Here is a 14,768-nt window from a genome sequence, read left to right as displayed (position 1 = left end):
AGTTGGGCGCGCGGTGCGCCTTCAGATTAGCAGGATTGGTGGCGCGTCCGGCTGCGCTAGCCGAGACGGCCTGCGACAGCAAGAATGGAACGTGCCGGGATCGTGAACGGTGCGGCCCGCTCCGGACCTTCGCCGAACATGTGCACCGTGCCGTCGCGGGTGGAGACAATCTCGCGCCACGTCAGTGTTTCGAATGCATCATCAAGATCGAACGTCGCATCGTCCGCCCCGGCGTTGAGGAAGACGATGGCGCGGCGGCCGCTGGTGGCCGTCAGCATCATGCCGACGCTTCGGGCTTCGCCGTCGTGCCAGTCCGCCTCGGTCATTTCGGCGCCATCGGCCCGCAGCCATAGGACATCGCGCAACTCGTCTTCTTCGCCAAGGTCCAGCGGGGCGCCGTGGAGGAAATTGCGCTGGCGCCAGATGGGCATATTCCGGCGCAGCATGGTGAGCTTGCCGACGAACGCCTCGAAGTCGGCGTCGCGCTGGGCGCTGGCCTCCCAGCCCAGCCAGTTCATCTCGTTGTCCTGGCAGTAGGCGTTGTTGTTGCCGTTCTGGCTGCGGCCCACCTCGTCGCCCATCAGGACCATGGGCGTGCCCTGGCTGAGGAACAGTGTCGCCATGAAATTGCGGCGCATCTGCTCGCGCTGCTTGACGATGACGGGATCGTCCGTCGCGCCCTCCACGCCGAAATTCTGCGAGCGGTTGTCGCCGTGGCCGTCGCGGCCGTCCTCGCCATTCGCCGCATTGTGCTTCTCGGTGTAGCTGACGAGATCGGCCAGCGTGAAACCGTCGTGCGCGGTGATGAAGTTGACGCTCGCCCACGGGCGCCGGCCGCCATGGTCGAACAGATCCGCCGACCCGAGGAGATTGCGCGAAATGCACGGCAGGTGGCCGGCCTCGCCGCGCCAGAAGGAACGCACGTCATCGCGGTAGCGCCCGTTCCATTCGGCCCAGCCACCCGGAAAATTTCCCACCTGATAGCCGTCGTGGCCAAGGTCCCACGGCTCGGCAATCAGCTTGGTTGTGCGCAGGACGGGGTCCTGCATCATTGCATCCAGCCACGCGGCGGACTTGTCGTAGCCGCCGCCATCGCGCGCCATCGCTGGCGCAAGGTCGAAGCGGAAGCCATCCACCTGGCAGACTTCGACCCAGTAACGCAGCGAATCCATCACCATCTGCATGACCCGCGGATGCGCCATGTTGACGGTGTTCCCGCAACCCGTGGTGTCGTGATAATAACGCTTGTGCTCGGCGAGCATGTAGTAGCTGGCGTTGTCGATCCCGCGGAAAGACAATGTCGGCCCAACCTGGTTTCCCTCGGCAGTATGGTTGTAGACCACATCGAGGATGACTTCGATGCCCGCGTCGTGCAGGCGCCGGACCATGTGCTTGAACTCATGATGCTTGGCGCCGGGAGAAATATACCGCGCCGCGCATGCAAAAAAGCCGAGCGTGTTGTAGCCCCAGTAGTTCTTCAGCCCTTTCTGGACCAGAAACCGGTCATCCGCAAAATATTGCAGCGGCATCAACTCAAGCGTGGTGACGCCGAGCTTGACGAGATGGTCGATGGCGTGCGGGTCGGCGAGCCCGGCAAACGTGCCGCGCAGCTTGTCCGGCACGTCGGGGTTGAGGGCGGTGAAGCCTTTCACATGGGCTTCGTAGATTACCGTTTCGGCCCACGGCACGTTGGGGCGGTTGTGGTTGCCCCATGTGACCGCCTCGTCGACCACCACGCATTTGGGCACCACGGGGCCTGAATCGCGGCGGTCGAACGACATGTCCTCGCGCGACGAGCCGAGGCGATAGCCGAACATGGAATCATGCCACCGCAATTCGCCGCGGGTTGCGCGGGCATACGGGTCAAGCAGCAGCTTGTTGGGGTTGAAGCGGTGCCCCGCATCCGGCTCGTAGGGGCCGTGGACGCGGTAACCGTAGGCCTGGCCGGGCCGCACATCGGGCAGGTAGCCGTGCCAGATGTCGTGCGTCTTTTCCGGCAGCGCGATCCGGTCGGTCTCGCGCCGGCCGGAGCCTTCGAACAGGCACAGCTCCACCTTGGTGGCGTTGGCGGAGAACAGCGCAAAGTTCGTGCCCGAACCGTCCCACTGCGCACCGAGGTGGAACGGCGATCCCGTCTCGACCCGCATCAGCTAGTCGTCGGGCAGGAACACGAGGGCGCCGAGCGGCGGCAAGGTCACCTCTGCCGAGTGCGGCTTGCCATGGAACGGCGTCTCTTCCGTTTCGATCGCACCGAAATTGCCGACATTGGAGCCGCCATAGGCCTCCGCATCGGTGTTGATCGCCTCGCGCCACGTGCCGCCCTCAGGGAAGCCGATCCGGTAGTTCGGCCGGACCACGGGCGTGAAGTTGAGAACCACCAGAGCCGATCTCCCGTCCTTGTCGTGGCGGGCATAGACGAACACGCTTGCCTCGGCGTTGGATGCGTCGATCCACTCGAAGCCGGCGGGGTCGCAGTCCAGTGCGTGGAGCGCAGGCGTCGAGGCATAGACCTCGTTGAGGTCCTTGATCACGCGCTGGACGCCCTTGTGCATCGGGTCGACCAGAAGGTGCCAGTCGAGGCTCCGGTCGTGGTTCCACTCGCGGATCTGCGCAAACTCGCAGCCCATGAACAGGAGCTTCTTGCCCGGATGCGTCCACATGAAGGCGTAGTAGGCCCGCAGGTTGGCGAATTTCTGCCACTCGTCGCCGGGCATCTTGCCGATCAGCGAGCCCTTGCCGTGGACAACCTCGTCGTGGCTGAGCGGGAGGATGAAGTTTTCCGAGAACGCATAGTGCAGGCCGAAGGTGATCTGGCCGTGATGATGCTGGCGGTGGATCGGATCAAGCTGGATGTACTCCAGCGAGTCGTGCATCCAGCCCATGTTCCACTTGTAGTCAAAGCCGAGGCCGCCTTCGGGAACCGGACCGGACACCTTGGGAAACGCGGTGGATTCCTCGGCGGCGGTGAATGCACCCACGCCGTCTTCAGCGACACGGGTGTTGAGCGACTTGAAGAACTCGATGCTTTCAAGGTTCTCGCGACCGCCGTGGACGTTGGGCACCCACTCGTCGGCATTGCGCGAATAGTCGCGGTAGAGCATCGAGGCGACCGCATCCACGCGCAGACCGTCCACATGGTACCGGTCCAGCCAGAACAGGCCGTTGGCTTCCATGAAGTTGGCCACCTCGCGACGGCCGAGGTTGTAGATCAGCGTGTTCCAGTCCTTGTGGAAGCCTTCACGCGGGTCTTCGTGCTCGTAAAGGTGGGTGCCGTCGAAGGTGCCGAGGCCGTGCGGATCGGTCGGGAAGTGGGCGGGCACCCAGTCGATCAGGACGCCGATCCCTTCCTGGTGCGCCCGGTCGACGAAGCGGGCGAACCCCTCCGGCGTGCCGAAGCGCGATGTGGGCGCATAAAGGCCGATGGGCTGGTAGCCCCACGAGCCCGAGAACGGATGTTCGGAGACCGGGAGCAGCTCCACGTGGGTGAAGCCCATCTCCTTGACATAGGGGAGAAGCTGGTCGGCGAGCTCGTCATAGGACAGCATCCGCTCGCCATCGGCGCGGCGCCATGAGCCGAGATGCACCTCGTAGATCGAGACCGGAGCGCTGTGCGCGCTGGTGGCGGCGCGCGACTTCATCCACGACAGGTCGTGCCAGTCGTGCTCGACGAGGCCGTGGATGATCGACGATGTCTGCGGTGCCTGCTCCGACGCGAACGCGAACGGGTCCGACTTCAGCGGCAGGACGTTGCCCTGCGGGCCGACGATCTCGAACTTGTAGTAAAGGCCGCGCGGCAGGCCGGGGACGAAGATCTCCCACGCGCCCGCCTCGGTGCGGCGGCGCATCACATGGCGCCGCCCGTCCCAGCCGTTGAAGTCGCCGACCACCGAAACGCGCCACGCGTTGGGCGCCCATACGGTGAAGGCGGTGCCGTCGATCCCGTCCATGGTGGTGAGGTGCGCGCCGAACTTTTCGTAAAGCTTGCGGTGGCGCCCCTCGGCCAGAAGGTAGGTGTCGAATTCGCCGAGGATCGTGCCGAAGCGGTAGGGGTCTTCGGCCTCCCACTCATGCTTGCCGGACTTGTGGCGCAGCGTGTAGTGGCCGGGCGCCTTGTCCAGCACGATGGAATAAAGGCCGTCGGGATGGATGCGCTCCATCTCCTGCGCCTTGCCCTTTTCGGAGACCAGCGTTGCCGTATCGGCGTGGGGCGCGAAGACGCGCACCACGGTCCCGTCACCGAACGGATGCGGCCCCAGAATCGCGAACGGATCACCATGACGGCCGGTGACGATCGCCTCGGACACCTGAGGCGAAAGGTCGTCTGAATTGCGCGACTCAGCCATTGGTGGGCTCCTCGGTGTTGGTCTCGTCGGTCGGCGCATCGGCCCAGGCGCTGACGCCGCGGGGGTCTGCCAGCACATCGAGCACGCCCGCAAGCGGGATGCGCACCCAGGTGGGTCGGTTGGCCAGCTCGTAGCCGATCTCGTAGATCGCCTTGTGCAGGGTAAAGAGGTCGAGAAGCGCGCCGGTCAAGTCCGCGTCCGGCGCCTCGTCGCCCATGGTCGCAAGATACGACGCCAGGAAGCCGCGCCGCGTGCGGTCGCGCCACGCCAGCGCTTTCTCCCGTGCCTCCTCGCCGTGCACGTCGTGAATGTCGCGCCAGCGGGCGAGTGCCATGGCGGCGGCGTAGTCGAACGAGCGCAGCATGCCTGCAACATCGCGCATCGGGGCGGACTTGGCGCGGCGCTCTTCGAGCGTGCGGGCCGGCTCGCCCTCGAAATCGATGATCACGAGGTCGGACTGGGAGACCAGCACCTGGCCGAGATGATAGTCGCCGTGGATGCGGGTCTTGGTGCCGGACGGGGTGGCCGATTTCGCCTTGTTGTAGCGCGCGGCAATCTCGTCGCGGGATGCCAGCACCGCCTCGGCGTCGGCTTGCGCCTCCTCCGGCAGGCTGGCCATGCGGGTGGAGAGGCGCGCCAGCACCTCGTCGGCTTCCCTGATGGCGTTGTCAGCCCAGGTGTCGAGATCGTCGCCGGTGACGGCTTCGGGCTCGAATGCAGCGTTGCCGCCGGCGTTTGCCAGCGCGAGGTGCATTTCTGCGGTGCGCTGGCCTGCAATCTCGCCGATTTCCAGCGGGAAGGTCAGAAGCGGCTCGCTCTCCATCCCGTCAGTGGACATTTCCTGCTCGAAGAGGTCCGCCCCTTCCATGTGGCGCACCAGCGCGTCGAGGACGGCCGCCCACGCATCGCCCTGGTTCGGCACGAACTTGAAGGCCGCTGCCAGAACGGCAGGCTCTGCGCCCGCCCCGTCCGTCAGCTCGATGGTGCCGAGCAGCGCCGGGGTGTTCTCGAACCGCGCAACGTCGGTCAGCTGGCGGGCAATCTCCACGTCCGGCTGCTCGCCCTCGCGAATGCGGCGGTAGATTTTGAGGATGATCTGCTCGCCGAACACGATGGAGACGTTGGTCTGCTCCGCCCCCAGCGGACGCGGCGGGGCCAGCTCGCCAATCTCAGACAATGCGTCGGAGCCGGTGAACCTGACGCTTGCAGTGCCGGACGAACGGGTCTCGTTGCCCTGCATCAGGCGGACGAGTTCGGCGCCCAGCGCCTCGTCATAGGTGCCGTCCAGCAGGGCGCCGAGCTTGGCGACCGAGCGGACCTTGGCGAGCGTATAGGACAGCTTCGGCGCACCGGCGCGGATGTGCTCCTCGCCCCAGCGCACCGAAAGCGGCGCGAGGTAGGTCTGCGCGCCGCCGGCCATCGCAACGTCGAGCTTGGCGATGGCGAACTGGCCGGCATCGTCGAGCGTCGCCAGCGGGGTCAGCTTGACCGACTTGATGGTATCGCCCTTGCCCTGGAACCAGCGCTGCAACGGCAGGAACTGCGGCAGCGTGATTTCCTCAAGCTGCGATTTCTCGCGGCCGTCGAGTGCCCCGTCGATCCGGCCGTTGCGGGCCGTCAGCGTTAGGAAGTCGGGCAGCATCTCGGGCATGGTGGCGTGCCAGCGCGGCGCCTCTTCGGAGCCGGCGAGCAGGAACCAGAAAAAGCCGTAGGCCGGCAGCGTCAGCATGTACGGAAGGTCGCCGACGGGCGGGAACGGGGTGTTGCCGGACAGCTCCACCGGCACCCGGTTGCGGAACGCGGCAAGGTCCAGCTCCACCGCCTGCGCCGAGCGCGACAGGTTGGCGACGCACAGGATCGCCTCGTCCTTGTATTCGCGGACATAGGCGATGATCTTGCGGTTGCGCGGATAGATGAACGTCATCGTGCCGCGGCCGAACGCTTCATGCTGCTTGCGCACCATGATGATGCGCCGCATCCAGTTCAGCAGCGACGAGGGGTCGTGCTCCTGCGCCTCCACGTTGACGGCCTGGAAGCCGTACACCGGATCCATCACCGGCGGCAGGTAGAGCTGCTGCGGGTTGGCACGCGAAAAGCCGCCGTTGCGGTCGGCCGACCACTGCATCGGCGTGCGCACGCCATCGCGGTCGCCAAGGAAATAATTGTCGCCCATGCCGATTTCGTCGCCGTAATACATCACGGGCGTGCCGGGCATGGAGAGGAGGAAGCCGTTCATCAGCTCGATCTTGCGGCGATCGTTCTGCAACAGCGGCGCAAGGCGGCGGCGGATGCCAAGGTTGATGCGGGCGCGCTGCTCGGGCGCGTAGGTCCGCCACAGATAGTCGCGCTCCTCCTCGGTCACCATTTCGAGGGTCAGCTCGTCATGGTTGCGCAGGAAGATCGCCCACTGGGACTCTTCCGGGATTTCCGGCGTCTGGCGGATGATGTCGGTGATCGGGTGCCGGTCCTCCTGCGCCAGCGCCATGTACATGCGCGGCATCAGCGGGAAGTGGAAGCCCATGTGGCACTCGTCGCCCTCGCCGAAATAGGGGCGCGTGTCTTCGGGCCACTGGTTGGCTTCGGCCAGCAGCATCCGGCCGGTGTACTTGGAATCCAGCGCGCGGCGGATGTCCTTCAGCACCACGTGGGTCTCGGGCAGGTTCTCGTTGTTGGTGCCGTCACGCTCGACAAGATAGGGAATCGCGTCGAGCCGCAGCCCGTCGACGCCCATGTCGAGCCACTGGTTCATCACCTCCAGCACTTCTTCCAGCACCTTCGGATTGTCGAAGTTGAGGTCGGGCTGGTGGCTGTAGAAACGGTGCCAGAAATATTGCTCGGCCACCGGGTCCCACGTCCAGTTGGACTTCTCGGTGTCGAGGAAGATGATGCGCGTCTCGTTGTACTTGTCGTCGGTGTCGGACCACACGTACATGTCGCGCTCGGGGCTGTCCTTGGGCGCGTTGCGGGCAGCCTGGAACCACGGGTGCTGGTCCGACGTGTGGTTGATGACGAGTTCGGTGATGATGCGAAGGCCGCGCGAGTGCGCCTCCTTCACCACCTTGGCGAACATCTCCACGTCCCCGTATTGCGGGTTGACGGTGGTGTAGTCGGCAATGTCGTAGCCATCGTCGCGCAGCGGCGACGGGTAGAACGGCAGGAGCCAGATCGCCGTCACACCGAGCGCCTGCACATAGTCGAGCTTGGACAACAGGCCGGCGAAGTCGCCGTAGCCGTTGTTGTCGCCGTCCATGAACGCCTTGATGTGCAGCTGATAGATGATCGCGTCCTTGTACCAGTCGGTAATGGTGCGATCGATGTCGTCGGCGTTGGTGACTTCGGCTTCGGAGACCGGAGCAATAGCGTCCATTAAATACGGCCTGTGGGGTTGATCAGACGCCAGATGAAGTACGGGCGCTGCTGCGGGTCGATGAAGACGTGCTGGATCTTGCCAGTCCACGTGAAATTATAGCCGGCGACAAGATCCTCGACCTCGACGGAGGCGTCGTCGCCAAGGCCAAGCTCCCAGAGCGGAACCTCGAAGTTGCCGCCCTGCCCGTTGTGCGGGTCAAGGTTGACGGCGAACAGCAGGAAGGACGAGCGGTCCGCCGTGCGCTTGCCGTAGTAGAGGATATTGTCGTTCCAGATGGTGTAGAACTGGAGGTTGGTGAACTCCTGCAACGCCGGGTGTGTGCGGCGCAGCTGGTTCATCAGCGCAACGTCCTGGCGGATGTTGCCCGGCCGGTCCCAGTCCCACGCCTTGATCTCGTATTTTTCGGAGTTGAGATATTCCTCCTTGCCGGGGATCGGCGTCCCCTCGCAAAGCTCGAAACCCGAATAGACGCCGTAATTGCCCGCCAGCGACGCCGCCAGCACCAGCCGCGCCTGGAAGCCCGGCCGGCCTGAGGTCTGCAGGTAGACCGGGTTGATGTCCGGCGTGTTGACGAAGAAGTTGACGCGCATGGTGTGGCGCTTCTCGGTCGTCGTCAGCTCGGTCATGTACTCGGTCAGCTCGGCCTTCGTGTTGCGCCAGGTGAAGTACGAGTAGGACTGCGCGAAGCCCACCTTGGCCAGCCGGTGCATGACCTTGGGCCGCGTGAACGCCTCGGCGAGGAAGATCGCGTCCGGATGCTTCTTCTGAACGTCCGCAATCACCCATTCCCAGAACGGGAATGCCTTGGTGTGCGGGTTGTCGACGCGGAAGATCTTAACGCCGTGCTCGATCCAGAACAGGAAGATGTCGCGCTGCTTGATCCACAGCTCCGGCAGAGGCTCGTCGCCTGCGTAGAAGCGGACGTTGACGATGTCCTCGTACTTCTTGGGCGGGTTTTCAGCGTAGCGGATCGAGCCATCGGGCCGCCAGTCGAACCAGTCGTGGTGTTCCTTGATCCACGGGTGGTCCGGTGAGCAGTTGAGCGCGTAGTCGAGCGCAATTTCGAGGCCCTGCTGCCGCGCAGCATCAACCAGACGCTTGAACGCATCGAAGCCGCCAAGCTCGGGGTGGATCGCGTCGTGGCCGCCCTCCTCCGCGCCGATGGCGTAGGGGCTGCCCACATCGTCCGGACCGGCCGTGAGGGAGTTGTTCTTGCCCTTGCGGTTCTTTCTGCCGATGGGGTGGATCGGCGGGAAGTAGAGCACATCGAAGCCAAGACCGGACACGTAGGGCAGCCGGTCGATCACATCGTCGAACGTACCGTGACGGTTGACATCGTTGGACATCGATCGCGGAAAGATCTCGTACCATGCCGAGAACACGGCCGCGGTCCGGTCGACCGTGAGGTCGAGGATCTTGTTGTAGCGGGTCAGATTGCCGCGGTGGCCGGCGCGCTGCATCAGCCCGGCGGTGTCCTCGGTCATCATTTCGGCAAAGCGGGCGCTGTCGTCGGCATCGGCCATATTGGCGGCCAACGCCTTCAGCGCGGCCTGATCCTCGGCCGAACCGCGCCCGGCGCCGACGGACGCGGCCAGAAGGTCGGCGCCTTCCTGCAGCTCCAGAGCGATGGGCACACCGGCGGCATGCTTCTTCGACACCTCGTAGCGCCACATGCCCCACAGATCGCGCCAGGCGATGACGGTGTATTCGTGGCGCGCATTCTCGGTGGGGGTGAAATGGCCGCGCCAGCGCTGATTGTCGAACACGGTCAGCGGGGCTTCCTGCCATGCCTCGTCGCCAGCCTTGCGCCACAGAATTGCGGCGTCCACCTCGTCATGGCCTTCGCCGAAAACGTCAGCCTCGATGATGAACGGACGGCCCACAACGGTCTTTGCCGGAAAACGGCCACCGTCGATCTCGGGATCGATCCCTTCTATCGCGACGCGCTCCAGCGCCATGTTCGCGATCAGGCTGGCTTCGCTGCCCGGCGTGGAGGGCGCAGCCGCTGGCGGAGCGGCCACGGGCGCAGTCGTCGTGCGGTTGTTCATGTGGGAGCTCGGGTTGGTTGGCAGATTCATGTACAGCGATAACGGCGACGCCGCATGTTGGTTCAGTTTAATTTTCGGAACGAACGCATGATAATTCTGGCGCGTCTCGCAACCCGTCATGTTCGTGGCAAGAGGACCGCACCGAGCGTCAGGCTATAAAGCAAATACCCGGCCAGCGCGACCCAGGTCACACCCGTAAAGCTGAGAAATGGCGGATTGCCGGAAACCAGATGCGCCACGAAATAAAGTGCAATGACCCAGAGCACGACGCCGTATGCAACAGCGCCAAACACCCATGAAAGGCCCGGCGCTGCACGCTTGAAAACGGGCAGCACGATGAACAGACATACAGCCGGATAGAGAAGCACACCGCTGATCCAGTGCACGATCTTGCCGTAAAGCAACAGGTTGTCGATGGGGCCGAACACGGCCTGCAGCGCCGAGGCCGACAGCGCCTCAGGCACGAACCGCTCGAAGCCGAGCGCGGGCGCAATCGCCTGCCCGGAGATTTCGAGCGCGATGGTCGCCACCACGCCGCCAACGAGCATGAAAAGGAGACGCTCGACGCCGCTGGCGGGCGCCGGTGACCGGCTGTCCTCGTGGGGAATGATGGGCATCGGCCAAAACCTTTCGCAAGCGGCCCGAAGTGGCCACACCCTGGGCCCGCCTTCGCGCGTTGGTGCCATCATACGCCCTTCTTAGCGGATGTTTCGGCACACCATTCGACGCGACCCGGTTTCCCTTTTGGCGCAGCACGCCATCTCCCCACCAAAGAGGCTGTACTCCAGCCACCCTGCCGCCAGGATGACTCGGCAGAGACCTGCGCAAGAGACATGGAGCGATCAATGAGCGATCCCAATGGCCTGCTGGCCGGCCAAACCGCAATCGTCACCGGCGCCAGCTCCGGCATCGGGGCAGGCTGCGCCGTCGCGCTGGCAGAAGCCGGCGCGGCAGTGCTGGTCAACTATCATTCCGACAAGGAGGGCGCCGACGCGGTGGTCGCCAAGTGCGAAGCTGCCGGCGGCCGCGCCCTCGCCTTCCAGGCCGATGTGGCAAGCGAAGACGACATCGCCGGAATGTTTGCGGCCGCCGTGGAGGCGTTCGGCGCGGTCGACATTCTGGTCTCCAACGCCGGGATGCAGATGGACGCCAGCTTCACCGACCTCACCAAGGCCGACTGGGACCGCGTGATCGCCGTCAACCTCACCGGCGCGTTTCTGGCGATGCAGGCGGCCGTGCGCCAGTTCCGCGCGCAGGGCATGCGCACCTCAAGGGCGCTCGGCAAGATCATCGTCATGTCCAGCGTGCACGATGTCATTCCCTGGGCGGGTCATGCCAACTACGCCGCCTCCAAGGGCGGACTCTCGATGCTGATGAAGACCGCAGCGCAGGAGCTGGGGCAGGAGAAGATCCGCGTCAACGCCGTGTCGCCGGGTGCCATCGCAACCGCCATCAACAAGGAGGTGTGGAGCGACCCGGCGCAGGCCGAAGCCCTGAAGAAGCTGATCCCCTACGGCCGCATCGGCGACGCGAAGGACATAGCGGAAGCTGTCGTCTACCTCGCCTCGGACGCAGCCGACTACGTGACCGGCTCGACCCTGGTGGTGGACGGCGGAATGGAACTTTACCCCGAATTCCGGGACAACGGCTGATGGATCTCGCGCCCGCCCGGACCGACAGCTTCCCCGCCATTGCCGACTATGGCGTGATCGGCAACCTCGAAACCGTCGCCTACATCGCAAACACCGGAGCGGTGGAGTTCTTCGCCTACCCGAACTTCGACTCACCCACCATCTTCGCGGCCATGCTCGGCCGCGAGGCGGGCGCGTTCACCCTGCGCAACGACATCGCGCCCACGGGCACGCAGCAATATCTGCCGGACACCAACGTCCTCGTCACACGATTTGACGACGGTGCCCGCGTTCTGGAGGTGACCGACTTCATGCCGCTGGGTGGCCGGAACGCCTCCAATCAGCTTGTCCGCATTGTCACGTGCCACAAGGGCGAAGTGCGGGTGAACGCCGTGTGCGCCCCACGGCCCGATTATGGCCGCCTGACGCCCGAGCTGAGCCGCGACGAGAGTGGGACCACCCTCTTCACCGCCGAGCGCGGCCCTGCCCTTCACCTTGGCAGCAGTGCGCCGGTGACATTTCAGGACGGGGCCGCCAGCCTGAGCGAGACCCTCGGCCCCGGCCAGTCCCTCGTCCTCAGCCTGATCTGCGACGGGATGGACGCTGAACCGGTGACGCCCGCGCACGCCGAAGACGCGCTGGCCGATACCATCGCCGCCTGGCGGGAATGGGCCGCCAAAAGCACGTATACCGGCGTCTGGCGCGATGCGGTGACCCGCTCGGCGCTGGCGCTGAAGCTGATGTTCTCCGCCAAGCACGGCTCCATCGTGGCGGCGCCCACCTTCGGCTTGCCGGAGGCCATCGGCGGAACGCGCAACTTCGATTACCGCTACTGCTGGGTGCGCGACAGCGCGTTCACCGTCTACGCCATGCTGCGGCTCGGCTTTCGGGAGGAAGCCGAAAATTACCGCGGCTGGATCGGCGCGCGGATGGAAGAATGCGATGAGGGCGCCCTGCAGCTGATGTACCGGCTCGACGGCAGCACCGACGGGCTGGACGAGGAAACCCTCGGTCATCTTCAAGGCTACCGCGGCTCGACCCCGGTGCGGATCGGCAACGCCGCCTTCAGCCAGACTCAGATCGACATCTACGGCGAAATTGTCGACAGCCTCTATATCACCCACAAGGAGCTCGGCACGCTCAGCGACGGCGGCTGGGCCGCCCTTGCGCGCAGTGTGGACTATGTCTGCGCCAACTGGCGCACGCCGGGCGCCGGCATCTGGGAAATGCGCGACACCAGTGATCTCTTCATCGACGCTGTGCTGATGACCTGGGTCGCGACCGACCGCGCCATCCGCCTTGCCGACAAGACCGGCAACGCGCCCAACCCGAAATGGGCCGAAACCCGCGACGAAACCCGGCAGTGCCTCCTCACCGAGTTCTGGGACGAGACGGCGGGCACCTTTACCCAGCGCCCCGGCTCCGGAACCGTGGACGCGGTAACGCTGATGATGCCCCTCGTAAAATTCCTGCCAACCACCGATCCGCGCTTCCGGCGCACCATGGACACCATCGAGGCACGGCTGGTGGATGGCCCGCTGGTGCGGCGCTACGAAACGGAAGCTGCGGCGGACGACGGCTTCGAAGGACCCGCCGAGGGCGCATTCGTCACCTGCTCGTTCTGGTGGATCGAGTGTCTGGCGCGGTCATCGCGAGTGGACGAGGCGAAGGCGCTTTTCGAGAAGATGCTCGGCCACGCCTCCCCGGCGGGGCTTTACTCCGAAGAGCTGGGACCGGACGGGCTGCACCTTGGCAACACACCGCAGGCGCTGTCCCACCTTGCGATGATTTCGGCCGCTATCGCCCTCGACCGCGCCATGACGAACGGCGGCAAGCCCTTCTAGCGTCCGGCGCGCGCAATCGGGCAGGGCTTTGTTTCTCGGGCGACGGCGCTGTGGTAGGTCCAGCTTTGCAATGCCGTAAATTCTTCTGCGCCCGGCATCCGGGCCGAAGGGAGCACGATGGACATCAATCCTGCCCACAACCAGTCCGTCGAAGATCTCGACAGGGACAACATCTTCCACCCGTTCACCAGCCCCAGCGGGCACCTGAACACGGGTCCCCGGATCATGACATCGGGCGCGGGCGTCCGCGTCACCGACAACCGCGGCAATACCTTCATCGACGGCCTTGCCGGGCTCTGGTGCGTGAATGTCGGCTACGGCCGGCAGGAGATTGTCGACGCCATCGCCGATCAGGCCGCGCGCCTGCCCTACTACCACTCGTTTGCCTCCATGGGCACCGAGCCCAGCGCCTTCACCGCGGACACCATCCGCCGCATGGCGCCCGGCAACATGGCGCGCGTGCTGTTCGGCTGCTCCGGCTCGGATGCCAACGACACGCAGGTCAAGCTCGTCTGGTATTTCAACAACCTGATGGGCCGGCCGCAGAAAAAGAAGATCATCGCGCGCAACCGCGCCTACCATGGCGTGACGGTCGCGTCCGGCTCGCTGACCGGGCTCGCGCCGGTGCACGCCGCGTTCGACCTGCCGCTGCCGCAGGTGGTGCGCGTCCGCTGCCCCCACCACTACCACGAAGCCGAACAGGGCGAGAGCGAGGAAGCCTTCGCCGACCGTCTGGTCGCCGAACTCGAAGCCACCATCGTCGCCGAGGGGCCGGAAACGGTCGCAGCCTTCATTGCCGAGCCTGTGATGGGCGCGGGCGGCGTGGTTGTCCCGCCGCCGGGCTATTTTCCCAAGGTGAAGGCGGTTCTGGAGAAGTACGACATCCTCTTCATCGCCGACGAGGTGATCTGCGGCTTCGGCCGTCTCGGCACGCCCTTCGGGTGCGATTATTTCGGCGTCGAGCCGGACATGATCTCGGTCGCCAAGGGCATCACCTCCGGCTACCAGCCGCTGTCTGCCGTGCTGGTGGGCGAGAAGGTGTGGGCCGCCGTGCGCGACAAGTCCGACCATCTTGGTGTGTTCGCCCACGGCTACACCTACACCGCGCACCCCATCGCCTGCGCCGCGGCCAACGCCAACCTTGCGATCATGGAACGGGAAAACCTGTTTGCGAATGCGGGGGCCGTCGGCGCCTATTTCCAGGAGCAGCTGCGCGCCCGCCTCGGGGACCACGACCATGTGGGCGAAATCCGCGGCATTGGCCTGATTGCAGGGGTGGAGCTGGTAAGGAACCGCGCGACGTCGCAGAATTTTGCGGCGAGCGAAGGCATCGGCAAGGCTTTCGCCGCCGCAGCGCTGGAGAACGGGCTGATCGTGCGTGCGATGCTGAACGATTCCATCGCCATGTCTCCGCCGCTGATCCTGACGCGGGACGATGCCGATGCCATCGTCGAGCGCTTCGCTGCGGCGCTTCACGCCATCTCGCCGCAGCTCTCCAGCGCCGCTGGCGCCTGACCCCGGTTCGTGCGGGC

The 14,768-nt window shown here is 65.1% G+C and carries 8 protein-coding genes; 3 read left to right on the top strand and 5 right to left on the bottom strand.

Annotated features, from left to right (window positions below):
• Nucleotides 1-56 precede the first annotated feature (56 nt).
• The 5 genes from glgX to RDV64_RS11850 form a co-directional block, all read right to left on the bottom strand.
• Nucleotides 57-2,147, bottom strand: a complete 2,091-nt coding sequence (glgX, locus tag RDV64_RS11870) for a glycogen debranching protein GlgX (RefSeq protein ID WP_309195131.1) — start codon at nucleotides 2,145-2,147, stop codon at nucleotides 57-59.
• A gap of 3 nt (nucleotides 2,148-2,150) precedes the next feature.
• The gene (glgB, locus tag RDV64_RS11865) at nucleotides 2,151-4,343 is read right to left on the bottom strand and encodes a 1,4-alpha-glucan branching protein GlgB (protein WP_309195130.1); all 2,193 of its coding nucleotides are present in this window, start codon (nucleotides 4,341-4,343) and stop codon (nucleotides 2,151-2,153) included.
• Nucleotides 4,336-7,710 carry a maltose alpha-D-glucosyltransferase gene (treS, locus tag RDV64_RS11860; protein WP_309195129.1) on the bottom strand — a complete coding sequence of 1,125 codons (3,375 nt, stop codon included), beginning with the start codon at nucleotides 7,708-7,710 and terminating at the stop codon, nucleotides 4,336-4,338. The genes glgB and treS overlap by 8 nt, the downstream gene beginning before the upstream one ends.
• Complete coding sequence (locus RDV64_RS11855) at nucleotides 7,710-9,761, bottom strand: alpha-1,4-glucan--maltose-1-phosphate maltosyltransferase (protein WP_309195128.1); 2,052 nt, start codon at nucleotides 9,759-9,761, stop codon at nucleotides 7,710-7,712. The genes treS and RDV64_RS11855 overlap by 1 nt, the downstream gene beginning before the upstream one ends.
• A 116-nt stretch (nucleotides 9,762-9,877) precedes the next feature.
• Nucleotides 9,878-10,450, bottom strand: coding sequence for a hypothetical protein (locus RDV64_RS11850; RefSeq protein ID WP_309195127.1), 573 nt, complete (start codon nucleotides 10,448-10,450; stop codon nucleotides 9,878-9,880).
• A 156-nt stretch (nucleotides 10,451-10,606) separates the two neighbouring features.
• Here RDV64_RS11850 and RDV64_RS11845 point away from each other — a divergent pair, with 156 nt between their 5' ends.
• The 3 genes from RDV64_RS11845 (at nucleotide 10,607) to RDV64_RS11835 (ending at nucleotide 14,751) form a co-directional block, all read left to right on the top strand.
• Entirely contained in the window at nucleotides 10,607-11,413 is an 807-nt protein-coding gene (locus RDV64_RS11845; RefSeq protein ID WP_309195126.1) for a glucose 1-dehydrogenase, read from the top strand.
• Nucleotides 11,413-13,236, top strand: coding sequence for a glycoside hydrolase family 15 protein (locus tag RDV64_RS11840; RefSeq protein ID WP_309195125.1), 1,824 nt, complete (start codon nucleotides 11,413-11,415; stop codon nucleotides 13,234-13,236). The genes RDV64_RS11845 and RDV64_RS11840 overlap by 1 nt, the downstream gene beginning before the upstream one ends.
• Before the next feature lie 117 nt (nucleotides 13,237-13,353).
• Entirely contained in the window at nucleotides 13,354-14,751 is a 1,398-nt protein-coding gene (locus tag RDV64_RS11835; protein ID WP_309195124.1) for an aminotransferase, read from the top strand.
• The last annotated feature ends 17 nt before the right edge of the window (nucleotides 14,752-14,768 follow it).

The sequence above is a fragment of the Acuticoccus sp. MNP-M23 genome, from assembly GCF_031195445.1.
Classification (GTDB): Bacteria; Pseudomonadota; Alphaproteobacteria; order Rhizobiales; family Amorphaceae; genus Acuticoccus.
The sequence above is the reverse complement of the archived record's forward strand: the minus strand, read 5'-3'. Positions and strand labels throughout refer to the sequence as shown.

Bases quoted from the DNA above. Each gene is read 5' to 3' on its own strand.
- glgX (WP_309195131.1), bottom strand. From the start codon at position 2,147: ATGCGGGTCGAGACGGGATCGCCGTTCCACCTCGGTGCGCAGTGGGAC.
- glgB (WP_309195130.1), bottom strand. From the start codon at position 4,343: ATGGCTGAGTCGCGCAATTCAGACGACCTTTCGCCTCAGGTGTCCGAG.
- treS (WP_309195129.1), bottom strand. From the start codon at position 7,710: ATGGACGCTATTGCTCCGGTCTCCGAAGCCGAAGTCACCAACGCCGAC.
- RDV64_RS11855 (WP_309195128.1), bottom strand. From the start codon at position 9,761: ATGAACAACCGCACGACGACTGCGCCCGTGGCCGCTCCGCCAGCGGCT.
- RDV64_RS11850 (WP_309195127.1), bottom strand. From the start codon at position 10,450: ATGATGGCACCAACGCGCGAAGGCGGGCCCAGGGTGTGGCCACTTCGG.
- RDV64_RS11845 (WP_309195126.1), top strand. From the start codon at position 10,607: ATGAGCGATCCCAATGGCCTGCTGGCCGGCCAAACCGCAATCGTCACC.
- RDV64_RS11840 (WP_309195125.1), top strand. From the start codon at position 11,413: ATGGATCTCGCGCCCGCCCGGACCGACAGCTTCCCCGCCATTGCCGAC.
- RDV64_RS11835 (WP_309195124.1), top strand. From the start codon at position 13,354: ATGGACATCAATCCTGCCCACAACCAGTCCGTCGAAGATCTCGACAGG.